The following is a 21245-nucleotide window of genomic DNA, read 5'->3' as shown; positions in this document are numbered from 1 at the left end:
CCTGAATCACGCGTAAGACGACGTACTTGAGCTTGAATGGAAGTGCATCCACCGCATCGTCGAAGGTAAAGTTGCCTGAACTCCGACCGCCTTCGTGAAGTCCTTCGCTTGCTGCAGGAGCGATTTCCCTTGAGGCGCCTCTTCGGCCTCTCGAGCGCCGAGCATCGCCGGTAGTTGGATGATGGCGCGGACGTCGTCCAGAGCATCTCTCGCTTGGGTGCGCATGATGGCGACCTTCTCATCCAGCACCCCTGCGGGGGCCCGGTGCTCAAGCAGTAGCCGTGCTTGAATCTCAATCGCCGTGAGCCGATGGCCAAGTCGATCGTGCAGTTCGTCTGCGATACGTTCGCGTTCCCGCAGGGCGGACTGCTCGTCGATGAGGGCAGCGTTCTGAAGCGTCAGCTGCAGTTTCTCGGCGCGATGCTGCCGCTGTTGTCGCGCATCATGTATCAACGCTCCGATGGTGAAGGGCATAAGGATAGCCATCGGTGCAAGCAATCGAGTCCCGGAGGGCAACCACGGGGAACCCGTGATGATCAACGCGGCGATGGCAGTGCTTGTCAGTGCAGGCAGGAAGCGTGATCCGAGGCGTGCCCCCGCTATGAAGGCCGCGGCGGAGAGGGAGGGTATGGAGCACACGACGACGAAGATCGCTGACTGCGTGACGAGGACAATGAGCGGGAACCGTATTGCGACAGCGATCATGATCCCGGCGCTGAGTGCGATCATCGTGCACGCATCCTGTGCACGCAGCATAGTGAGCGAAGGAAACGTGGCACTGATGATCGAGGCGTTGAGCAGGGCGGTGCACGTTCCAAAGATTCCTGCAGGCGAGAGCCAGAGCCAAGGGGAGAATGCTGCACTCCGTGGCTTCTGGGGTTTCTTGTCTCTGGCATGCACGCACTCAGAATAGAGATTTTGGTCGACAACAATGTTGCAAGTTCTGGCGTCCGAGTCGCGCCTCCAAGCCATGCACGCGACGAACGTGGGGCCTCAGCTCGTAGAGATCAGACCCGTTCGTCTACTGGGGTAGAGGTGCTGCAGACTTGTCAGTTTGTTAGATGGAATCCTGTCCAATTGTTAGATAAGAGCCTGTCCGTCTGTTAGTTTCAGGATGTGCCTTATCGACGACGGATCATTGACGACGTCCTTGACGTGCTCATGCCGGACCTCGCGGCTGTCTCGCTTGAAGGTGCCAAGGCGGTCGGAAAGACCGCTACTGCCCGCCAGCACGTCGTATCGGAAGTCTCATTCGATGACAGGGCACAGCGTCGGCCATTCGAAGTGGATCCTTCGCTCATAGTCGGATTCCCATCCCCGCTCCTCATCGACGAGTGGCAATTTGTCCCGCAAGTGTGGGATATGGTGCGTCGTGCCGTCGATGATAACCCCACGGGCGGACGCTTCCTGCTCACCGGATCGGCGAACCCGCCCACTGGCGCCCGCACGCATTCTGGGGCTGGTCGGATAGTCAGGATGCTGATGAGACCGTTGGCGTTCAGCGAGCGAGGTCTCTGTGAACCGACCGTCTCCCTTCGCGCGCTGCTCGCCGGAGAGCAGGAGCAGATTTCCGGGGTATCCGGCGCGCAACTCGCCGACTACGCGGACGAAATCCTCCGTTCGGGTTTCCCCGGCATCCGTGATCTGCCCGACCGCGCTCGGAGAGCCCAACTCGACAGCTACATCGCCCGCATCGTCGATCATGATCTTCCAGAGAGCGGCGCATCGGTTCGTCGCCCGAATACCGTGCGAGCCTGGTTGGCAGCGTATGGTGCGGCTACGGCGACGGATGCGTCATACAGCGGGATCCTCGACGCCGCGACATCTGGTGAATCGGATAAACCTGCGCGACAGACCGTGGATGTGTATCGAGACCATTTGCAGCGGATCTTCGTGCTGGATCCGCTTCCGGCGTGGACGCCAGCTTTTGCACCGTTGCGTAGGTTGACCCACTCGCCGAAGCATCATCTTGTCGACCCCGCGTTGGCCGCTCGGATGGCTGGTGTCGAGAGAGCTTCGCTGCTCGGAGGTGTGCAACCCAAGATCCCGCCATTGGCCGGTTCATGGCTTGGGTCACTGTTCGAGTCTCTTGTGACGCAATCCGTACGCACGTATGCTCAAGCGGCTGAGGCGCGCGTAGGTCATCTGCGCACACGGAACACTGCGCACGAAGTAGACATCATCGTGGAATCCGATGACATGAGTGTCGTTGCGATCGAGGTAAAACTTGCGGGCGCGGTCGACGATCGAGATGTGCGCCATCTCAATTGGCTAGAGGAACAAATCGGAGAACGGGTCGTCTCGAAGGTCGTGGTCACCACCGGCCCACTTGCGTATCGACGTCCGGACGGCGTTGCGGTCGTGCCGTTTGCGCTGCTTGGGCCGTAACGGCTCCGGCCCGCGCACGGTGCACTTGTCTGTTTGTCAGATAAGAACCTGTCTGTTTGTCAGATAGGAACCTGCCCATCGGTGAGACTGCGGTTCTCATGGCAAGGTGAGAACCATGGCATCCATCGACCTGAACTCGGATCTCGGCGAGAACTCCGCCGACCGTGTCGTCGGCGATGACGCGGCCATGCTCGAGATCGTCACGAGTGCGAACGTGTCGTGCGGGTTCCACGCGGGCAGCCCCGAAGGCATCCGCGACACCCTGGCCGCCGCGGTGCGGAACGGTGTTGTGATCGGTGCGCACCCGAGCTATCGCGACTACGAGAACTTCGGGCGGATCGACGTCGAGGTCGACTCGGCCACGCTGCAGGCGCACATCGAATACCAGCTCGGCGCGCTGGAGGGGCTTGCCAGAAGCGTCGGCGGAACGGTCGGGTATGTCAAGCCGCATGGTGCGCTGTACAACACCATCGCCCGCGACGAGCGGCGGGCGGCGGATGTCGTCGCCGCCATCCGAGCCATCGATCCCCGCCTGGTGCTGCTGGGTCTTGCCAGCGGCGTCGTGCTCGATGTGGCGGAGAGGGCCGGCCTGCAGGTGGCCGCGGAGGCCTTCGCCGACCGGTCGTACCTGCCCGACGGCCGGCTCGTGCCCCGCCCGCAGGAGGGTGCGGTGCTGCACGACCCGGCTGCAGTCGCCGAGCGTATGGTGCGGCTGGCATCCGACGGCGTCATCCGCGCGATCGACGGCACCGATATCCCCGTGAACGCCCAGTCGATCTGCGTGCACGGCGACAGCCCGGGATCGGTCGCGATGGCCGCGCAGACCAAGCGGATGCTGCAGGATGCCGGCATCACGATCTCTCCCTTCGCCCGCCCCGGCGCCGGTGTCTGAGAGGGAAGCATGATGCGCATCCTCACCGCATCCGATCGGGCGCTGCTGGTCGAGGCCGCCGACCTCGACGAGGCGATGCGCCTGAATCTCGCGTGGGAGGGGCTGCCCGGCGTCGTCGAGCGCGTGCCCGGTGCGCGCACCGTGCTGGTGCACTTCGATCCGCTGCGGATCTCGGCCGAGAAGCTGGCATCCACACTCAAGGCGACACGGACGGATGCCGCGCACGCGCCGCACACCGCCGAGGTGACGATCCCCGTGCGCTACGACGGCGAGGACCTCGATGAGGTCGCAGCCCTGCTGGGGGTCTCGCCCGAGGAGCTCGTGAACCGGCATCTCGCCGCGGATTGGCGGGTCGCGTTCTCGGGGTTCGCCCCCGGATTCGGGTATGCGGTGTCGTCGGATCCGCTCTTCGACGTGCCTCGTCGATCCTCACCGCGCACTCGCGTGCCGGCAGGATCGGTGGGGCTGGCCGGGCGCTTCACCGGCGTGTACCCGCGGGAGAGCCCCGGCGGGTGGCAGCTGATCGGGCGCACGGATGCCGTGATGTGGGACATCGACCGCGATCCTCCGGCGCTGCTCGTGCCCGGTGCTGTCGTGCGGTTCGTGAGGGCCGGGCGGAGCCGATACGAATCGGGGGCCGACACGCCAGATGTCGGACGGAATGCCGCGGAACGTCCGACATCTGGCGTGTCGGCCGCCGGGGTGGAACGCGCCGGGCACCCGGATGCTGCCATGATCGAGATCACCCGCCCCGCGCTGCAGCTGCTCGTGCAGGATCTCGGACGCCCAGGTCGCGCCGAGCTCGGTGTCGCAGCATCCGGAGTCGCGGACCGCACCGCCCTGCGCGACGGCAACCGCGCTGTCGGCAACGCTCCGGATGCCGCGGTGCTGGAGTGCGTCGGCGGCGTCGGCCTCGGCTTCACCGGCAACGGCGTCGCCGCGATCACCGGAGCCACCGGCGAGGCGACCATCGTCGACTTCGACGGAATCGAGCGGCCAGTGCCGATGGGCGCACCGTTCGCAACCTTCGCCGGCGACGAACTGCATCTCGCCGCTCCCACCCACGGCCTGCGCTACGTGATCGCGGTACGCGGAGGCATCCGGGCCCTCGAAGAGCTCGGCAGTCGCTCCACCGATACCCTCTCCGGACTCGGTCCGGCGCCGCTCGTCGCCGGTGACGTGCTCGAGGTCGGGATCCACGCCCCCTACGCTGTGGATCCGTACCCGCGTCCGCGCGCGCTGCCCACATCGGGTGATCTCGTCGAGCTCGACATCACGCTCGGCCCGCGCGACGAGTGGTTCACGGCATCCGCTCTGCAGACCCTCACCGGGCAGGAGTGGTCGGTCACTCCGCGGTCGGATCGGGTCGGCATCCGCCTGCACGGCGACGTGCCGCTGGAGCGAGCCGTCACGGACGAGCTGCCCAGCGAGGGCGCCGTGACGGGGGCGATCCAGGTGCCGCCGGACGGGCAGCCGGTGTTGTTCCTGCCCGATCACCCGCTCACCGGCGGGTACCCGATCGTCGGTGCACTCACCGACCGCTGCCTCGATCTGGCCGGCCAGCTGCCCCCGGGGATCCGCCTCCGCTTCCGCATCGTCGGCCGCAGCGGCGACGTCGGCTGAACAGCAGCTGCACGCATCGCCGAGAGCCCGGATGCCGTGTCCACAGCATCCGGGCCCGTGTCGTCGGTCAGGCGGGGTCGCCGCCGGGGGCGCCCACGCCGGCGAGCGGCTTGGGGTCGTCGGCACCGGTGCGGCGCACGCGGGCGATGAGGTTGCCGAGGTGGTAGATGAGGATCGCGGCGACCGTGGCGAGCACGATGCCGCCGAGCTCGAAGCCCGAGTCGCCGTTCTTGATCTGGAATCCGCCGACAGCGACGATCAGTGCGACGGCGGCCGTGTACTGGTTCACGGGGCGCGAGAAGTCCACCTTGTTGTCGACCCAGATCTTGATGCCGATGACGCCGATCAGACCGTACAGCGCCGTGGTGACGCCACCCAGCACACCCGCGGGCACCGAGTTGATGACCTCGCCGAACTTCGGCGACATGCTCAGCAGGATGGCGGTGATGCCGGCGACCCAGTACGCGGCCGTGGAGTAGACCCGGGTGGAGGCCATCACGCCGATGTTCTCGCCGTACGTGGTGGTTCCCGAGCCGCCGAAGAAGCCGGCGAGCGTCGTCGAGATGCCGTCGGCGATGAGCGCCTTTCCGGTCTGCGCGTTGATCTTCGGGTCCTCGACCATGGTGGCGACGCCGCGCACGTGCCCGACGTTCTCGGCGATGAGCACCAGCACGACGGGCAGGAACATCGCCATCGCCGACCAGGTGCCCGGGGTGGCGAAGTCGGGCAGATGGAAGGTCGGCAGGCCGATCCATGCGGCCTCGTCGACCTTGCTGAAGTCCAGCTCGCCGCGGAACGCCGCGAAGATGTAGCCGGCGATCACGCCGAGGAAGATCGAGATGCGGCCCAGGAATCCGCGGAACACGACGGCGAACAGGATCGTGACCGCGAGCGTGAAGGTCGCGGTGATGGGGGCCAGCTCGTAGTTGCCACGGGCGGCGCCGGCCAGGTTGAACCCGATCAGCGCGACGATGGTTCCCGCGAGCACCGGCGGCAGGAAGCGGTCGACCCACTTCACACCGGCCGTGTGCACGACCACACCGATGATCGCCAGCAGCACGCCGACGGCGACGATGCCGGCGAGAGCGGAACCCATGCCGGCGGAGGCCGTGGCCGCCGTCACGGGTGCGATGAACGCGAATGACGAGCCCAGGTAGCTGGGCAGCTTGTTGCGGGTGACCAGCAGGAACAGGATCGTTCCCACACCGCTGAACAGCAGGGTGGTCGGCACCGGGAAACCGGTGAGGATCGGCACCAGGAACGTCGCGCCGAACATGGCGATGACATGCTGCACGCCGATCGCGATCGTGGCGGGCCAGTTCAGGCGTTCTTCGGGGCGGACGACGGCGCCGGGCGCGACAGTGCGACCGTTGCCGTGGATGTTCCACAGCGGCATGGGGGCTCCTCGGGAGTCGGAATGGCGGCCGGGTGTGCCCAGCCGAGGAAACACTATCGTCCCGGTCTCGCCGGCGGGAGGTGCGGTGCCGGATGCCGGTGTCGGATGCCGAGGGTAGAAAGGATGCCAGGAGGGTAGAATGTGAGCATGAGCCTGAACATCAAGAACGAGAGAGTGCACGATCTCGTTCGTCAGCTCGCCGCGCAGACCGGCCAGTCCATGACGAGTGCGATCGAGGATGCCGTGCGTCGGCGGCTCGAGGAGGTGAACGGCACTCGTGAGGCGGAGATCGCGCGACGTCGTGCCGCGATTGATCGGATCGTGGCGAGTGCGCGGCTGATCCCACGCACAGCGAAGTCCACCGCGGAGATCATGGACGAGATGTACGACGACAGGGGGCTGCCGCGATGATCGTCGATTCATCCGTCTTCGTCGCGGTGCTGCTTGACGAAACCGAAGGCCCTGGATTGGCGACCAAGCTGAATGCGAAAACTGTCGTCGTTTCGGCGGCGACCCTGACGGAGACATCGATCGTGCTCCGCGGACGGGCGGGTGATCAGATGGTTGCGAAGCTGGACGAACTCCTGAGCGGTATCGGTGCGACCATCGCGCCCGTAGACGAGCGTCAGGCTCGCATAGCGGTCGACGCTCACCGTCGCTACGGTCGAGGCTCCGGGCATCCGGCCAAGCTCAACTACGGTGACTGCTTCAGCTACGCGCTCGCGATCGCGCGCGATGAGCCGCTGCTGTTCAAGGGCGACGATTTCGTGCACACCGACGTGCGAGTCGTGGCATCGGAGATCTGAGGGATCAGGCCGTGAGACGGTCGATCAGCTCGCGATAGCGGTCGGCGGTCTTCGCGACGACCTCCTCGGGCAGCGCCGGCGGCTCGCCCTGCTTGTCCCAGTGCGCCGCCAGCCAGTCCCGCACGATCTGCTTGTCGAAGCTCGCCATCCGCTCTTCGGGCGTCGAGCCGGACTCCCAGGTCGACGCGTCCCAGTACCGCGACGAGTCGCTGGTGAGCACCTCGTCCGCCACGCGCAGGGTGCCATCGGCATCCGTTCCGAACTCGAACTTCGTGTCGGCGAGGATCAGCCCCTTCTCCTCGGCAATCGCAGCCGCCCGCGCGTAGAGGGACAGCGAAGTGTCGCGCAGCTGCGCGGCGCGCTCGGCACCGACCAGCTCGACGACCTTCTCGAAGGAGATGTTCTCGTCGTGCTCGCCCATCGGCGCCTTGTAGGCCGGGGTGAACAGCGGCTGCGGCAGACGGTCGCCGTTCTTCAGACCGGCGGGCAGCGGAATGCCGCACACCGTGCCGCCCTCGACGTACTCCGCCCAGCCGGATCCGGTGATGTAGCCGCGCACCACGCATTCGACCGGCAGCATCTCCAGAGCCATCGCGAGCATGGCGCGGCCGGCCACGGCATCCGGGATATCGCCCTCGACGATGTGGTTCGGCACGTCGTCGAGCCTGTCGAACCACCACGTGCTCAGAGTGGTGAGCAGCTCGCCCTTTTGCGGGATGCCGGGGGAGAGCACGAAGTCGAAGGCGCTCACCCGGTCGGATGCCACGACGAGGATGCGCGTGTCGGCGGGATCCTCCGAGGCATACAGGTCGCGGACCTTGCCCGAGTAGAGGTGCCGCCAGCCGGGGATGCTCAGTGCTTCGCTCACGTGACCATTATCGCGCGCTCGCCATCCGGTCACGGCACACGACATTGTCGAAGGGCTCGCCGCCTCGCTCTAGGCTGAACAACCGGGAGGGCAGATGACGACGACGGAGAGCACGACGGGCAGAGGCGCCATCCTGCGGTCGGTGATCGGTATCGTCCTGATCCTGGCCGGTGGGATGCTGCTGCCGCGGCCGTTGACGAGCCTGCTCGTGCTGCTGATCCTGGTCACAGCACTTCCCGCGCTCGCCGCGGCGGTCATCGCGCTCCGCCTGCGTCGTCGGGCAGCGGGTCCTCGCGTGGTGCTGGTCGCCGCCACCGGTGTGATCGCCTCCGTGGTGCTCGCGGTGCTCTTCGCCGGTGTCGCGCGGGTGATCCCGTTCGTGGTCGCCATCGCCGTGGTGCTGGGTGGGGTGCCGCCGTTGCTGCTGCATCGTCTCTCGGGCGGCGCGGCCCGCGCGTGGAGCAGATCGCTGGGAGCACTCGCCTGTGTCGCGGTGGGGGTCTCCTGCTGGATGTGGCAGGACCTCACGGCTGTGGCAGCCGGCTTCCTCACAGCGCTCGGACTGATCTGCCTCGGCATCCTGGCGATCGTGCGGGCGTTCCGCCGGGCGCGCGTCGCCGGTGCGCGCTGGCGACGCAGCTGGGTCGGCGTCGTGCGGGTGATCGGTGCCGTCACCGCCGCGGTCGTCGCGGTCGGGCTCACCGCAGCATCCTTCGCCGTTCTCGCCCCGACGCATCGAGCCGATGACTTCTACGAGTTCTCCGGTGACATCCCCTCTGTTCCGGGAACGGTCGTGCGCACCGAACCCTACGACGGGGAGGTTCCGGTGGGCGCTGCAGCCCTGCGGATCCTGTACTCGTCCACCTACAGTGATGGGCATCCGGCGCTGGTCAGTGCCGTCGTCGAGTATCCCCTGACGGACGCTGAGGACGGATCGCGCACCGTCCTGGCCTGGGAGCACGGCACCACAGGGGTCGCGCAGGAGTGCGCGCCCAGCCTGCTCGACAATGCGCTGTCAGAGGAGGCGATCCCGGGGATCGGACGGGCGATCGCGAACGGCTGGGTGGTGGTCGCGACCGACTATCCCGGGCAGGGAACATCGGGCCGTTATCCCTATCTGATCGGAGAGGGCGAAGGACGAGCGGCACTGGATGCTGCCAGGGCGGTGGTGCACATCGAAGATGCGCGGGCATCGAGCGAGGTGCTGCTGTGGGGCCACTCGCAGGGCGGGCACGCCGCGCTGTGGGCAGGGCAGATCGCCGAGTCGTATGCCCCTGAGCTGCACGTCAGAGGAGTCGCGGCGCTCTCGGCCGCGGCTGACCCCCTCACCGAGGCGCGGACGGTCGTCTCCGCCGGCAGTGCCATCTCGTCTGTGGCGACCCCGTACATGCTGGTTCCCTATGCGGACGAGTATCCCGACATCGAGTTCTCGGCGGTGGTGCACCCTGCCGGGACGGCGATCGTCGACGCGATGGCATCGCGCTGTGCGGTCGACTCCACGATGCTCGCGTCGGTCCTCTCCGCCTCTGCTGTGGCCCACGATGCCCCGTTGTTCGCGCTGGATCTGGAATCGGGACCGATTGCCGAAAGGCTGGGGCGGAACATCGCGGACGGGATCGTTCCTGCTCCGCTCTTCCTCGGACAGGGCGTCGATGACGAGGTGATCCCGATCTCGATGCAGCGCGCGCTGGCGGCATCCCTGAACGAGGCGGGTCGCGACGTCGAAGTGCGCGAGTACGAGGGGCGTTCCCACATGGGAGTCGTGGCTGCAGGATCACCGCTGATCGACGACCTCTTCGCCTGGGCGGCGAGCCTGGACTGAGCTGCGGACGGAGTGGGGGACGGTGCGGAAGACGGTCCGCGCCCGACTGTGCGGCCGGTCTTGGGTCTCGACGTCGATGATATAGTCCATATGGACTAATCGAGGTGGGGTATATGGCGGATGACGTGCGGCTGACGCCTCTGGGCGCCATGGTGCTCGCGCTGCTCACCGAGGGCGACATGCATCCCTACGAGATGATGCGCCTGCTGCGCCAGCGCCGGGAAGACCGCATCGTGCGGGTCAGCAACGGCACGTTCTACCACACGGTCTCCCGGCTCGAGCGGGACGGCCTGATCGTCGAGGTGGGGGTCGACCGCGAGGGAAACAGGCCCGAGCGGACCACCTACGCATTGGGGGCGGGGTCGCGAGAGGTGCTCGCGACCTGGGTGCGCGGCGGCCTGATGAATCCCGATCGCACAGCGGAGTTCCGTGTTGCGCTCGCCGAGGCGCACAACCTGCCCCGTGGCGAGGTCATCGAGTTGCTGGGTGCCCGGCGTGAGGCGCTCAAGACCGAGCACGAGCAGCTGCGCGCGAAGCTCGACGCGGCTGCGGCGGCCCACGTGCCGCCGCAGTTCCTCATCGAATCGGATCGCCACGCCGCACTGCTCAGCGCCGAGCTCGCCTGGACCGATGGGCTGCTCGACCGCCTGGCCGACCCGGGCTTCGCCTGGGTCGGAGACGCACGACCTGCGGCATCCGAGTCCTCGGCATCCGCCTCCTCACAGACATCACCCGCGGCCAGCGCCGCACAGCGAAAGGCAGCACGCCGATGACAGACTCCCTTTCACCTACGGCATCCGCGACCAGCGGGCCGTCGACGGGAACGTACGCGCACGGCCACAAGCCGCGCAGCCCGTGGCCGGGCCTGTGGGCGCTGGTGATCGGGTTCTTCATGATCCTGGTCGACACCACGATCGTCTCGGTCGCCAACCCCGCCATCAAGGCGGCACTCGACCCCGACACCAACAACCTCGACAACGTCGTGTGGGTCACCAGCGCCTACCTGCTCACCTATGCCGTGCCGCTGCTGATCACCGGCCGCCTCGGCGATCGCTTCGGTCCGAAGAACATCTACCTGATCGGGTTGGTCGTCTTCACCGGCGCCTCACTCTGGTGCGGCCTGTCGACGACCCTGGTCGGCCTGGTCGTCGCCCGTGCCGTGCAGGGGCTGGGCGCGGCGTTCATGACCCCGCAGACCATGGCGGTCATCACCCGCACGTTCCCGCCCGAGCGGCGCGGTGCCGCGATGGGGCTGTGGGGCGCGACCGCCGGCGTTGCCACCCTCGTCGGCCCGCTGCTCGGCGGACTGCTCGTGGACGGCCTCGGCTGGGAGTGGATCTTCTACATCAACGTGCCCGTCGGCATCATCGGCTTCGTGCTGGCCGCGATCTACGTGCCGAGGCTCAGGACGCATCCGCACCGCTTCGACTACCTGGGCGTCGTGCTCAGCGCGGTCGCGCTGTTCCTGATCGTCTTCGGACTGCAGGAGGGCGAGAAGTACGACTGGGGCACGATCGCCGGACCCATCTCGGTGTGGGGGATGATCGGCGTCGGCATCGCGCTGCTGATCGTGTTCGTCCTGCAGCAGTGGAAGACCAAGAGCGAGGCCCTGGTGCCGCTCGGCCTGTTCCGCGACCGCAACTTCTCGGCATCCAACCTCGGCATCGCCGCGGTGGGGTTCACCGTCACCAGCATGTCGCTGCCGTTCATGTTCTTCCTGCAGCTGGCGCGCGGGCTCACCCCCACCGAATCCGCACTGCTGATGATCCCGATGGCGGTCATCTCGGGCGTGCTCGCCCCGTTCGCCGGCGCTCTGCTCGACCGCGTCGACCCGCGCTTCGTGCTGGTGCCCGGCCTGCTGTGCGTGGCCGGCGGCGTGCTGTGGAACGCCTCGCTGATGAACATGGACACCCCGACCTGGATGTTCCTGCTGCCCTCGGCGCTACTCGGAATCGGCAACGCCGGCATGTGGGGGCCGCTGGCCACCGAGGCCACCCGCAACCTGCCGCCGCGCCAGGCCGGCGCCGGAGCCGGCATCTACAACACCACGCGCACGATCGGCTCGGTCGTCGGCTCAGCCGCCATCGCGGCGTTCATGCAGGCGCGCCTGGAGGCGAACCTGCCCGGCCTGGACGACGCACCCACCGGATTCGGCGGCGGAGGGGCGATGCCCGACTTCATCGCCGAGGGCTTCTCGGCAGGCATGGCGCAGGCGATGCTGCTGCCGGTCGGCGTGATGGCCGTCGCGCTCATCGCATCCGTGTTCATCGGCCGCTACCAGGGCAAGAGCGCCGACGAGCTGCGCTGACGCGCGGGCGGCTACCGCCGGCATCCGCCCGCCGGCATCCGTCCGCCCCGGCGTCCGCCCGCCGGCAACCGCTGCACTTTCTGGCATCTGCGCCATCGATCGATGGCGCAGATGCGACAAAGTGGCGCGCTTCCGTGTGATGGGATGGACGGATGCCGATCGAACTCGCCACGCCCTCCGCTGACCTCTACGACTCCTGGGCTGCGACCGTCGCCGAGTTCGATGGCGCGCACATCGACGGCGCTGGCCTCGAACTCGGGACCGTTCCCGACCGCGCAGCGTGCGAGGAGCTCGTCGCGAAGGCCGCGCTCTACGCGGACCGCGACGCGGCGCTGCCCGAAGGACATGTCGCCTGCGACTACTTCTGGATCACCGATGCCGACCACGTCGTCGGCTTCATCGCCTTCCGCCGCGAGCTCAACGACTGGCTGCGCAGCTACGGCGGACACATCGGCTACTCCGTGCGTCCATCGCGCCGGCGCGAGGGCATCGCCCGCACAGCCCTGAACCTGGTGCTCGAGCGGGCACGCTCCGAGGGCTACGACCGCGTCATGCTCACCTGCGACGATGACAACGCCGGCTCATACCGCACCATCGAGGGCGCGGGCGGCGTGCTGCACGACACCATCGAGGCGCCGGATGCCGGGCATCCGCGGGTCCGTCAGTACTGGATCACCCTGTAGGCGTGCCGACCGGCATCCGCTGCAATCTTCTGCATCCGCGCCACTTTTCGATGCGGCGGTTGCAGGAAGGTGCAGCCCAAGCGCCGCTACTCCGCGACGCGCGCGGCGATGTCGTGGCGGTAGTGCGCGCCGTCCAAGCGGATGCGGCCGATGGCCTCGTACGCGCGCTCCCTGGCATCCGCGAAGTCCGAACCGGTGGCGACGACGTTCAGCACCCGGCCGCCGGTGGCGACCAGCGCACCACCGGGTGCATCCGGCGCTCCGGTCGCCGCATGCACGATCGAGACGCCGTCGACGGATGCCGCCTCGGCGAGCCCCTCGATCATGCGACCCGTCTGCGGTGACTCGGGGTACCCCTCGCTGGCCAGCACGACCGTGATCGCGACCTCGTCCGAGAACTCGGGCTGCGGCTCGTCCTCGAGGTGCCCGGATGCTGCCGACAGCAGCAGCCGTGACAGCGGGGTGCGCAACCGCGGCAGCACCACCTGGGTCTCGGGGTCGCCGAAGCGCGCGTTGAACTCGATCACGCGCACGCCGCCGGGGGTGAGGATCAGGCCCGCGTAGAGCAGACCGATGAACGGGGTGCCCTCGGCATCCAGCTGCCGGATCACGGGCAGCGCGACGGTGTCGGTCACTTCGGCGACGAAGCCGTCCACGCTGCCGAACTGCTCGGCGAGCCAGGGGAGGGGCGAGTAGGCGCCCATGCCGCCGGTGTTGGGCCCGCCGTCGCCGTCGAGGGCGCGTTTGAAGTCCTGTGCCGGGCTGAGCGCGCGCACGGTGTCGCCGTCGCTGAGGAAGAACAGCGAGACCTCGGGCCCGGTCAGGAACTCCTCGACCAGCACGGGGCCGGCGGGCAGGTACTGTTCGGCGTGCGCGAGCGCCTCGTCGCGGTCGGTGGTGACGATCACGCCCTTGCCGGCGGCGAGTCCGTCGGCCTTGACGACGTGGGGGGCGCCGAAGTCGTCGAAGGCGGCCGCGACCTCGGCGACGGATGCTGCGCGCACCGCCCGCCCGGTGGGCACGCCGGCGGCATCCATGATCCGCTTGGCGAACGCCTTCGAGCCCTCCAACTGTGCGGCGGCCTTCCCCGGTCCGAACACCGGCACGCCGCGCTCGCGCAGCGCATCGGCGACGCCCGCGACCAGCGGAGCCTCGGGCCCGATGACGACCAGGTCGATGCCGCGCTCATTCGCGAAGCCGGCGATCGCGGAGCCGTCGAGCGGGTCGAGGTCGACGATCGTGGCATCCTGCGCGATTCCGGCATTGCCGGGCGCCGCGAAGAGCTCGTGCTCGGCATCCTCCGAGCGCAGAGAGAGGATGATCGCGTGCTCGCGCGCACCGGAGCCGAGAACCAGGATCTTCATGTCCGCAAGCCTACCGGCGGGGGCCGTTCCGGTCACCGCCGCGTGACGGCGCCCAGGTCGCAATGGATGTCGCTCCTCGCTCCGCGCGGCGGCATCCATCGCGACCTGGAGCCTGTCGGTGCGCGATGGGCGCACCGATGACATGTCAGACGGTGACAGGACGCTCGATGGACGGGTCCCAGGGCAGCGCCCAGCCGGTGGCGTCGAAGAGGGCGTTGAGGATGCCGGCGGTGAACCCCCACACCACGGTGCTGTCGACCTCGAAGGCCGGGGCGCGGTAGGTCATGCCGTCCCGCTCGAGAACCGACGTGTAGCGGTTCGCCGGATCGAGCAGTTGCGCCACCGGCATCCGGAACACCTCCACGGTCTCGGCGTGATCCACGGCAGCTACACGCGAGGGCCGGCGCCACCAGCCCAGCACCGGCGTCACCAGGAAGTTGCTCACCGCGAGCGGGATCTCGGGCAGCTCGGCGAGAACGTCCACTCCCGTCGGCTCGAGCCCGGTCTCCTCCTGCGCCTCGCGCAGCGCGGTGGCGACGGCATCGGCATCGCCCTGCTCCCTGCCGCCGCCGGGGAAGGACACCTGCCCCGGATGCGACGACAGGGTGGCGGCCCGGCGCTGCAGCAACACGTCGAGGTCGGCGGCGACCGTCGTCTCGTCGGTGCGCGCCGGGATGCTGTCGAGTCGGCCGAACAGGATGAGCACGGATGCCGGATGCGGTGCGTCCGCGGACATCGGGAAGGTCGGCACCCAGTCCTCGGCACGGGCGGCGGCGGACAGCAGCGCGCGCGCGCCGAGCAGGGTGCTGCCGGTGGGGGAGTTCTGAGCTGTGTCCGTCATCTTCTTCGACCCTAGCCCCGGGCGGGGCTCACCGGGGCGACGTGGGTGGGCGCAGCGCAGACGGCATAGCCTGGAATCATGCCCAGCCGCAGGATCGAGACCGCCGACGGACGTGCAGCGCTCGCCGCAGTCGCCGCCGGGGGCGCCGCGCGTCCGGCCACCGCTACTGCCGTGCGCTACCTGCTGCAGCTGCTGGACGAGAAGGCTCCCGGCAACAGTGTCGAGGTGCGCGTGCCTCCGTTCGGTGCGGTGCAGGTCGTGCAGGGGCCGCGGCACACCCGCGGCACGCCTCCGAACGTGGTGGAGATGGATGCCGCGACCTGGATCGCGCTGGCCACGGGCGCTCAGTCATGGACGGATGCCATGGCCGCCGGCCGCGTCTCGGCATCCGGCACCCGCGCCGACCTGTCGCCCCTGCTCCCGCTGCGCCCCTGACGCTTCCCTTCCAGCGTGAGACTTCCTCTCCAGCGTGAGACTTCCCTTCCAGCGTGAGACTTCTGCACTGCAGTGCAGTCTCGTGCCAGAACAGAAGTCTCGTGCCAGAACAGAAGTCTCGTGCCAGAACAGAAGTCTCGAACGCGGGAGCGGTGCGCGCTGGCCGTGGGACAATAGAGGCATGCCCCGCAACGCAGAACCCCAGACGATCGAGGCCCGGGTGCGCCCGGTCCCCCGCTTCGGCGTGTTCCTGGGGCTCGGCGCCGTGCTCGGCGTCATCCTCGCGGGCATCCTCACTGCCGTGGGCAGCTACGAGAAATCCGCTGTGGTCGACGTCGTCTATCCGCCCGGACAGGTGTTCGGCTTCGCACTGCTGTGGACCGTGCCGATCGGCATCGCCCTGGGCGGTGTCGTCGCGCTGATTCTGGAGCGCACGGCCCGCAGGCACTCCCGCGTGGTGCGCGTGGAGCACGAGCGGATCACCGAAGCCGACGACTGAGAAGCGGTCGGCTGAGCTCAGGCGAGTTCGGCGATCACCGGGCGCATGGCGGTGTCGAACGCGACGACGTCGCGCCGCAGCCCGTCGGTGACGGCCACGCTGAGCGCACCGATCCACCAGATGCCGCGCTGGCTGAACGGCAGCACCTGCACGTTCAGCTCGAACGAGTGCGCGCGGCGTCCCATCTCGCGCTCGAACTCGGCGATCGCGCTCGCGTACGCGCGGTAGGCCCCGCCCGATGAGCTGACCGAGTCGACGTAGCGGTTATGCGCGTCCTGCGCATAGCGGAGCACGGATGCCGCGTGCGGCACGATTGCGTCACGCAGCTCCTCCGCGCCGGTGGTCGGCAGCGCGACGAGCGTGTCGAATCCGTCGATCAGATCGAGCGGCACCTCGGAGCGGTGCGCCCGCGGCTCGACGGTCATGTTCCAGTACTCTCGCCACTGCTCCTCGAGCGCATCATCGGCATCCGCAGCATCCGGGCGACGTGCATCCAGGCCGCGCAGCGTGGGCAGATCCTCAGGAGCACGGATGCCGAGCAGCTGACGCAACGCGAGCGCCACCAGCACCGAGGTGCCGGCGTCTTCGCGGATCAGCCACTGCGGCTTGTCGACCATGGCCCCATCGTAAGGTGTCCGCCGCGCGTTCGCGCCAGAGCTCCGCATCCGTTCGCGAGTCGCAAATGGTCGCCTCACGACGTGGGATGCGACCATTCGCGACCCCTGAACGGATGCCGGGACGCGCGCGGGGGACGCGCGGGGTGCGCGCGGACGGATGCCGGGGTGCGCGCGGACGGATGCCGGGGTGCGCGCGGAACGCTCAGCGACGGCGGGCGAGGATGCGGCGGCGCAGCCGCTCGCGGCGCTGGGACGGCGGACGTGTGGCATCCACCAGCGCCTGACGGGCGGCGGCGAGGGTCGAGTAGCTGCCGATGCGGCGGCTGAGGCTGTCGTGGACGACGTGCGCGTTCTGCTCGACGGCGACGAAGCCGGCGAACTCGCCGTCGTTCGTGGCGACGAACACGTCGGCATCGGCCTGGCGCCAGGCCAGGGGAGCGGTCGGGGAGGTCGTCGGGGGCGCGTCGAAGCGCGCGGAAGTTTCTGTACTGCTCATGATTCTTGACTCGTGTGCGGGCGGCACGATGCTGCCTCTGCAATGGCCGGGGACGGGCCCGCGTCGGTGCGGACCGGCTTCAATGCTCCAGCCGGGTGTGCGCTGCGCCGTGTGAGAATCGGCGAAACCTGCGCAACCACTCACTGTAGCACGCATCGCTTCGGCGCGCCCGGCACTGCGGCATCGGTCCCCCGTCTCAGGTGCCTGCGCGCCGCCTGCGGGCCGGTAGGCTGTCAGGGTGGCAGCCTCCCCACCAATCCCTACGCTCAGGCCGGTGTCGACACCGCGGCCGGTGACCTCGCCGTCGAACTCATGAAGGCCTCGGTGCGTGCGACGCACGGGCCCGAGGTACTCGGCGGAGTCGGCGGATTCGCCGGCATGTTCGATGCCAGCGCGCTGCTCGGCTACACCCGTCCGCTGCTGGCCAGCAGCACCGACGGCGTGGGCACGAAGGTCGCGATCGCGCAGGCCATCGACAAGCACGACACGATCGGGCAGGACCTGGTCGGCATGGTCGTCGACGACATCGTCGTGGTGGGCGCCAAGCCGCTGTTCATGACCGACTACATCGCCTGCGGCAAGGTCGTGCCCGAGCGCATCGCCGACATCGTGCGCGGCATCGCCGAGGCGTGCTCGGCGACCGGCACGGCACTGGTCGGCGGCGAGACCGCCGAGCACCCCGGCCTCCTCGGCCCGCGCGACTACGACGTCGCCGGCGCCGCCACCGGAGTCGTCGAAGCGGATGCCGTGCTCGGCGCCGACCGGGTGCAGGACGGCGATGCGGTGATCGCACTGGCATCCAGCGGTCTGCACTCCAACGGGTACTCCCTCGTGCGGCACATCGTCGCGAACGCCGGCATCGGCTACGGCGACAACGCCGCCGACCTCGGCACCACCTGGGGTGAGGCGCTGCTCGAGCCGACCCGCCTGTACACGACACCGCTGCTGACGCTCATCGACGAGCTGCCCGCGGGGGCCGTCCACTCCCTCAGTCACGTCACCGGCGGCGGCATCGCCGCCAACCTCGCCCGCGTGCTGCCGCAGGGCAGCTGGGCCGAGGTCGACCGCTCCACCTGGTCGCCGAGCCCGGTCTTCCAGGTGCTGGCCGACATCGCCGGCACAGAGATCGTCGACACCGAGGGCACCTGGAACCTCGGCATCGGCTTCCTCGCCGTCGTCGCCGACGCGCAGAAGGATGCTGCGATCGCCGCGATCCGGGCACAGGGGATCTCCGCGTGGCAGGTCGCGACGGTCGGCACCGGCGCACGTCCGGCTGGCGAGTTCGAAGAGGGCGCCAAGGGCGTTGATGGTGGAGCCGTGCGCCTGGTCGGCGCCTATGCGAAGGGAACGAAGTAGCACCCCATGTGCGGCATCGTCGGAATGGTCGGCAACGGCCCGGTCAATCAGGACATCTACGACGCGCTGCTGCTGCTGCAGCACCGCGGGCAGGATGCCACCGGCATCGCCACAGCCGAGCCGAACGGCGTGATGCACATGGCCAAGGCCGAGGGCATGGTGCGCGAGGCGTTCCGCACCCGCGACATGCGCTCGCTGCTGGGCAACATCGGCTTGGGGCACGTGCGCTACGCCACCAAAGGCACCGCCTCGAACGAGGAGGAGATGCAGCCGTTCTACGTGAACGCGCCCTACGGCATCGTGCTCATCCACAACGGCAACCTCACCAACACGCGTGAGCTGACCGCCGAGATGGCACAGCGCGACCGCCGGCACCTGAACTCGTCCAGCGACACCGAGCTGCTGCTGAACGTGCTCGCCAACGAGTTGCAGACCACCACCTCCACCGTGGACCTTGACCCGGAGCGCATCTTCGAGGCGGTCACCCGCACGCACAAGCGCATCGAGGGCGCCTACGCAGTGGTCGCGATCATCGCCGGGTACGGTCTGCTCGCCTTCCGCGACCCCTTCGGCATCCGTCCTCTCATCCTCGGCCGGCGTGCATCGGCGACCCCGGGGAGGGCGACGAGTGGGTGGTCACCAGCGAGTCGCTCGTGCTGGAGAACGCCGACTACGAGATCGTGCGCGAGGTCGAGCCCGGCGAGGCCGTGTTCATTACCAACGACGGCGAGCTGTTCACCCGGCAGTGCGCCGAGACCACGCAGCTGACCCCGTGCGCGTTCGAGTACGTGTATCTTGCCCGCCCCGACTCGATCATGAACGGTGTCTCGGTGTACGAGTCGCGGCTGCGCATGGGCGACCGGCTGGCCGACACGATCGCCAAGCACGTCCCGCTGGACGAGATCGACGTGGTCATGCCGATCCCCGACTCCTCCCGCCCCTCGGCGATGGAGGTGGCGCGCAAGCTCGGCAAGGAGTACCGCGAGGGCTTCTACAAGAACCGTTATGTCGGGCGCACGTTCATCATGCCGGGGCAGGCGGTGCGCAAGAAGAGCGTGCGGCAGAAGCTGAACGCCATGTCGACGGAGTTCCAGGGCAAGAACGTGCTGCTGATCGACGATTCGATTGTGCGGGGCACGACCAGCAAGCAGATCATCCAGATGGCGCGGGATGCCGGGGCGACCTCGGTCATCTTCGCGTCGGCGGCGCCGCCGGTGCGACACCCGCACGTGTACGGCATCAACATGCCCTCGCGTGCCGAGCTGATCGCACACGGGCGCACGATCCCCGAGATCGCCGAGGAACTGGGCTGCGACCGGATCGTGTACCAGGAGGTCGAGGATCTGAAGGCCGCGATCACCGAGGGCACCGAGCTGACCGACCTCGACATGAGCTGCTTCGACGGCCGCTACGTCACCGGCACCGTGTCACCCGAATACCTCGACTGGGTCGAGAAGTCGCAGACGTCGTGACGACCTCGGGCGCACGACCGCTCTGGCAGGGGCGCGCGCTCGCGGTGCTCGGCATCCTGCTGTGCGCGTTCTCGCTGCGCTCGGCGGTGGCATCCCTGTCGCCGGTCGTCGACCACATCGCATCGGACTTCCCGCTCTCGTCGGCCGTGCTCGGCCTGATCGGCACCCTGCCGCCGGTGTGCTTCGCCGTGTTCGGCCTGCTGACGCCCCCGCTGGAGCGCCGCCTCGGAATCGAGTGGCTAACGGTGATCGCGCTGGTCGCGATCGCGGCCGGACTGATCCTGCGAGGCCTGGTCGCGGAATCGGTGGGCCTGGTGCTGGCGACCGCCGTGATCTTCGCGGGCGTCGGAATGGGCAACATCCTGATGCCACCGCTGGTGAAGAAGTACTTCCCCGACCGCATCGGGCTGATGATGACGCTGTACACGACGGCGATGGCGTTCTCGACGTTCGTGCCGCCGCTGGTCGCGGTGCCGGTGGCGGATGCCGCGGGCTGGCGCTTCTCGCTGGCGATGTGGGCGGTGTTCGCGTTCGCTGGGATCATCCCGTGGCTCGGGGTGCTGATGACGCAGCGCGCCACCACGGAATCGACGACCTCGTCTCCTCCGGTGCCTGAACCGGGCGGAGTGCCAGCATCCGATGACTCCGCCTTCTCTGTCACCGGGCCGATCGCGACCTCGCCGAGCAGCCGCCGGCTGTTCGCCCGCCTCGCCCGCATCCCGCTGGTGTGGGCGCTGTCGATCACCTTCGGCACGTCGTCGATCATGGCCTACGTGTCGTTCGCGTGGCTTCCGGTGATCATGATCGACATCGCCGGCGTCGACGCCGGGACGGCGGGCTTCCTGCTGTCGCTGTTCGCGTTCATCGGCCTGCCCTCGTCGCTGCTGATCCCCGTGCTGGTGGTGCGCTTCCACGCCACCCGGCCGCTGTTCCTGTTCGGTGCGATCGGCGGGGCGATCGGCATCCTGGGGCTGCTGCTCGCGCCGGTTCCGGGCCTGCTGTGGCTGTGGACGGTGCTGTTCGGCCTGGTGGGGCTGCTGTTCCCGCTCGCGCTGGTGCTGATCAGCATCCGTTCCCGCACGACCGAGAGCGCGGTGCTGCTGTCGAGCTTCGTGCAGAGCGTGGGCTACCTGCTTGCGGCGGTGTTCCCGATCCTGATCGGCCTGCTGCACGATGCGACGCGCGGCTGGACAGTGCCGTTGATCGTGGTCGGGGCGGTGCTGATCGCGAGCATCCCGGCCGGCATGATCGCCGGCCGCCGCCGCACGGTCGAAGACGAGTGGGAGACCCGGCACGGCGCGTGGTGAGGATGCTTGCGCAGTGAACGCGCGTACCTGACCGACCCTTCAAGAGGCATGTAATTCCACCAGCTGCTGGGG

The 21245-nt window shown here is 68.4% G+C and carries 21 protein-coding genes and 1 pseudogene; 15 read left to right on the top strand and 7 right to left on the bottom strand.

Going from position 1 to position 21245, the window contains the following annotated elements; translation table 11 throughout:
• Positions 1 to 6: 6 nt before the first annotated feature.
• Entirely contained in the window at positions 7 to 474 is a 468-nt protein-coding gene (locus QUE33_RS11065; protein WP_286300008.1) for a histidine kinase, read from the bottom strand.
• Between QUE33_RS11065 and QUE33_RS11060 the strand changes: the two genes are divergently transcribed.
• The 4 genes from QUE33_RS11060 (at position 461) to QUE33_RS11045 (ending at position 4903) form a co-directional block, all read left to right on the top strand.
• A complete protein-coding gene (locus QUE33_RS11060) occupies positions 461 to 913 on the top strand; it encodes a hypothetical protein (protein WP_286300005.1) in 453 nt (150 codons plus the stop codon). The two genes, QUE33_RS11065 and QUE33_RS11060, sit on opposite strands and share 14 nt — an antisense overlap.
• A gap of 203 nt (positions 914 to 1116) precedes the next feature.
• The gene (locus QUE33_RS11055; RefSeq protein WP_286300003.1) at positions 1117 to 2388 is read left to right on the top strand and encodes an ATP-binding protein; all 1272 of its coding nucleotides are present in this window, start codon (positions 1117 to 1119) and stop codon (positions 2386 to 2388) included.
• Between the two features lie 115 nt (positions 2389 to 2503).
• Positions 2504 to 3280, top strand: coding sequence for a LamB/YcsF family protein (locus QUE33_RS11050; protein ID WP_286300002.1), 777 nt, complete (start codon positions 2504 to 2506; stop codon positions 3278 to 3280).
• Between the two features lie 9 nt (positions 3281 to 3289).
• Positions 3290 to 4903: a 5-oxoprolinase subunit B/C family protein gene (locus tag QUE33_RS11045; protein ID WP_286300000.1), complete on the top strand. Its 1614-nt coding sequence runs from the start codon at positions 3290 to 3292 to the stop codon at positions 4901 to 4903.
• 67 nt (positions 4904 to 4970) lie between these two features.
• Here the strand turns inward: QUE33_RS11045 and QUE33_RS11040 are convergent, their stop codons facing one another.
• Entirely contained in the window at positions 4971 to 6299 is a 1329-nt protein-coding gene (locus QUE33_RS11040) for a uracil-xanthine permease family protein (protein ID WP_286299998.1), read from the bottom strand.
• Positions 6300 to 6446: 147 nt separating this feature from the next.
• Here QUE33_RS11040 and QUE33_RS11035 point away from each other — a divergent pair, with 147 nt between their 5' ends.
• Together QUE33_RS11035 and QUE33_RS11030 are read left to right on the top strand one after the other, a co-directional pair.
• Positions 6447 to 6710 (top strand): type II toxin-antitoxin system VapB family antitoxin, encoded by a 264-nt coding sequence (locus QUE33_RS11035; RefSeq protein WP_286299996.1) that lies wholly within the window; start codon positions 6447 to 6449, stop codon positions 6708 to 6710.
• Positions 6707 to 7105, top strand: coding sequence for a type II toxin-antitoxin system VapC family toxin (locus QUE33_RS11030; protein ID WP_286299994.1), 399 nt, complete (start codon positions 6707 to 6709; stop codon positions 7103 to 7105). Before QUE33_RS11035 ends, QUE33_RS11030 begins: the two co-directional genes overlap by 4 nt.
• A 4-nt stretch (positions 7106 to 7109) precedes the next feature.
• On the opposite strand, the gene QUE33_RS11025 is transcribed toward QUE33_RS11030, so the two are convergent.
• Positions 7110 to 8018, bottom strand: coding sequence for a phosphoribosylaminoimidazolesuccinocarboxamide synthase (locus QUE33_RS11025; protein ID WP_286299991.1), 909 nt, complete (start codon positions 8016 to 8018; stop codon positions 7110 to 7112).
• Positions 8019 to 8115: 97 nt separating this feature from the next.
• Here QUE33_RS11025 and QUE33_RS11020 point away from each other — a divergent pair, with 97 nt between their 5' ends.
• From QUE33_RS11020 to QUE33_RS11005, 4 genes are all read left to right on the top strand, one after another.
• Positions 8116 to 9795, top strand: a complete 1680-nt coding sequence (locus tag QUE33_RS11020) for an alpha/beta fold hydrolase (protein ID WP_286299988.1) — start codon at positions 8116 to 8118, stop codon at positions 9793 to 9795.
• Between the two features lie 113 nt (positions 9796 to 9908).
• The gene (locus QUE33_RS11015) at positions 9909 to 10568 is read left to right on the top strand and encodes a PadR family transcriptional regulator (protein ID WP_286299985.1); all 660 of its coding nucleotides are present in this window, start codon (positions 9909 to 9911) and stop codon (positions 10566 to 10568) included.
• Positions 10565 to 12103 (top strand): MFS transporter, encoded by a 1539-nt coding sequence (locus tag QUE33_RS11010; RefSeq protein ID WP_378761403.1) that lies wholly within the window; start codon positions 10565 to 10567, stop codon positions 12101 to 12103. Before QUE33_RS11015 ends, QUE33_RS11010 begins: the two co-directional genes overlap by 4 nt.
• A 152-nt stretch (positions 12104 to 12255) precedes the next feature.
• Positions 12256 to 12786: a GNAT family N-acetyltransferase gene (locus QUE33_RS11005; protein ID WP_286299983.1), complete on the top strand. Its 531-nt coding sequence runs from the start codon at positions 12256 to 12258 to the stop codon at positions 12784 to 12786.
• 86 nt (positions 12787 to 12872) lie between these two features.
• On the opposite strand, the gene purD is transcribed toward QUE33_RS11005, so the two are convergent.
• Positions 12873 to 14150, bottom strand: a complete 1278-nt coding sequence (purD, locus tag QUE33_RS11000; RefSeq protein WP_286299980.1) for a phosphoribosylamine--glycine ligase — start codon at positions 14148 to 14150, stop codon at positions 12873 to 12875.
• A 145-nt stretch (positions 14151 to 14295) separates the two neighbouring features.
• Entirely contained in the window at positions 14296 to 14991 is a 696-nt protein-coding gene (locus tag QUE33_RS10995) for an NUDIX hydrolase (RefSeq protein ID WP_286299977.1), read from the bottom strand.
• A 78-nt stretch (positions 14992 to 15069) separates the two neighbouring features.
• On the opposite strand from QUE33_RS10995, the gene QUE33_RS10990 reads away from it, so the two are divergent.
• The gene (locus tag QUE33_RS10990; protein WP_286299974.1) at positions 15070 to 15426 is read left to right on the top strand and encodes a sterol carrier family protein; all 357 of its coding nucleotides are present in this window, start codon (positions 15070 to 15072) and stop codon (positions 15424 to 15426) included.
• Positions 15427 to 15607: 181 nt separating this feature from the next.
• The gene (locus QUE33_RS10985) at positions 15608 to 15925 is read left to right on the top strand and encodes a potassium transporter Trk (RefSeq protein WP_286299972.1); all 318 of its coding nucleotides are present in this window, start codon (positions 15608 to 15610) and stop codon (positions 15923 to 15925) included.
• Between the two features lie 17 nt (positions 15926 to 15942).
• Here QUE33_RS10985 and QUE33_RS10980 read toward each other — a convergent pair whose 3' ends face one another.
• Complete coding sequence (locus tag QUE33_RS10980; protein ID WP_286299970.1) at positions 15943 to 16542, bottom strand: zinc-binding alcohol dehydrogenase; 600 nt, start codon at positions 16540 to 16542, stop codon at positions 15943 to 15945.
• A 202-nt stretch (positions 16543 to 16744) separates the two neighbouring features.
• A complete protein-coding gene (locus QUE33_RS10975) occupies positions 16745 to 17038 on the bottom strand; it encodes a hypothetical protein (protein ID WP_286299967.1) in 294 nt (97 codons plus the stop codon).
• A 312-nt stretch (positions 17039 to 17350) separates the two neighbouring features.
• On the opposite strand from QUE33_RS10975, the gene purM reads away from it, so the two are divergent.
• The 3 genes and pseudogenes from purM to QUE33_RS10960 all read left to right on the top strand — a co-directional run bounded on the left by purM (position 17351) and on the right by QUE33_RS10960 (position 21173).
• Positions 17351 to 18394 carry a phosphoribosylformylglycinamidine cyclo-ligase gene (gene purM / locus QUE33_RS10970; RefSeq protein WP_286299964.1) on the top strand — a complete coding sequence of 348 codons (1044 nt, stop codon included), beginning with the start codon at positions 17351 to 17353 and terminating at the stop codon, positions 18392 to 18394.
• 6 nt (positions 18395 to 18400) lie between these two features.
• Positions 18401 to 19866 (top strand): annotated as a pseudogene (gene purF / locus QUE33_RS10965) (amidophosphoribosyltransferase).
• Positions 19863 to 21173 carry an MFS transporter gene (locus QUE33_RS10960; RefSeq protein WP_286299963.1) on the top strand — a complete coding sequence of 437 codons (1311 nt, stop codon included), beginning with the start codon at positions 19863 to 19865 and terminating at the stop codon, positions 21171 to 21173. The pseudogene purF and the gene QUE33_RS10960 overlap by 4 nt, the downstream one beginning before the upstream one ends.
• The last annotated feature ends 72 nt before the right edge of the window (positions 21174 to 21245 follow it).

Source organism: Microbacterium suwonense (genome assembly GCF_030296555.1).
GTDB lineage: Bacteria > Actinomycetota > Actinomycetes > Actinomycetales > Microbacteriaceae > Microbacterium > Microbacterium suwonense.
Note: the sequence above shows the minus strand (reverse complement) of the source record. Positions and strands in the feature narration are given on the sequence as shown.

Coding starts and splice junctions, on each gene's coding strand:
- QUE33_RS11005 (WP_286299983.1), top strand. CDS start 12,256: ATGCCGATCGAACTCGCCACGCCCTCCGCTGACCTCTACGACTCCTGG.
- QUE33_RS10985 (WP_286299972.1), top strand. CDS start 15,608: ATGCCCCGCAACGCAGAACCCCAGACGATCGAGGCCCGGGTGCGCCCG.
- QUE33_RS11045 (WP_286300000.1), top strand. CDS start 3,290: ATGATGCGCATCCTCACCGCATCCGATCGGGCGCTGCTGGTCGAGGCC.
- QUE33_RS11060 (WP_286300005.1), top strand. CDS start 461: ATGGTGAAGGGCATAAGGATAGCCATCGGTGCAAGCAATCGAGTCCCG.
- QUE33_RS11040 (WP_286299998.1), bottom strand. CDS start 6,299: ATGCCGCTGTGGAACATCCACGGCAACGGTCGCACTGTCGCGCCCGGC.
- QUE33_RS11065 (WP_286300008.1), bottom strand. CDS start 474: ATGCCCTTCACCATCGGAGCGTTGATACATGATGCGCGACAACAGCGG.
- QUE33_RS11025 (WP_286299991.1), bottom strand. CDS start 8,018: ATGTCGTGTGCCGTGACCGGATGGCGAGCGCGCGATAATGGTCACGTG.
- QUE33_RS10980 (WP_286299970.1), bottom strand. CDS start 16,542: ATGGTCGACAAGCCGCAGTGGCTGATCCGCGAAGACGCCGGCACCTCG.
- QUE33_RS11030 (WP_286299994.1), top strand. CDS start 6,707: ATGATCGTCGATTCATCCGTCTTCGTCGCGGTGCTGCTTGACGAAACC.
- purM (WP_286299964.1), top strand. CDS start 17,351: ATGAAGGCCTCGGTGCGTGCGACGCACGGGCCCGAGGTACTCGGCGGA.
- QUE33_RS10995 (WP_286299977.1), bottom strand. CDS start 14,991: ATGACGGACACAGCTCAGAACTCCCCCACCGGCAGCACCCTGCTCGGC.
- QUE33_RS11035 (WP_286299996.1), top strand. CDS start 6,447: ATGAGCCTGAACATCAAGAACGAGAGAGTGCACGATCTCGTTCGTCAG.
- QUE33_RS11010 (WP_378761403.1), top strand. CDS start 10,565: ATGACAGACTCCCTTTCACCTACGGCATCCGCGACCAGCGGGCCGTCG.
- QUE33_RS10975 (WP_286299967.1), bottom strand. CDS start 17,038: ATGAGCAGTACAGAAACTTCCGCGCGCTTCGACGCGCCCCCGACGACC.
- QUE33_RS10990 (WP_286299974.1), top strand. CDS start 15,070: ATGCCCAGCCGCAGGATCGAGACCGCCGACGGACGTGCAGCGCTCGCC.
- QUE33_RS11050 (WP_286300002.1), top strand. CDS start 2,504: ATGGCATCCATCGACCTGAACTCGGATCTCGGCGAGAACTCCGCCGAC.
- QUE33_RS11015 (WP_286299985.1), top strand. CDS start 9,909: ATGGCGGATGACGTGCGGCTGACGCCTCTGGGCGCCATGGTGCTCGCG.
- purD (WP_286299980.1), bottom strand. CDS start 14,150: ATGAAGATCCTGGTTCTCGGCTCCGGTGCGCGCGAGCACGCGATCATC.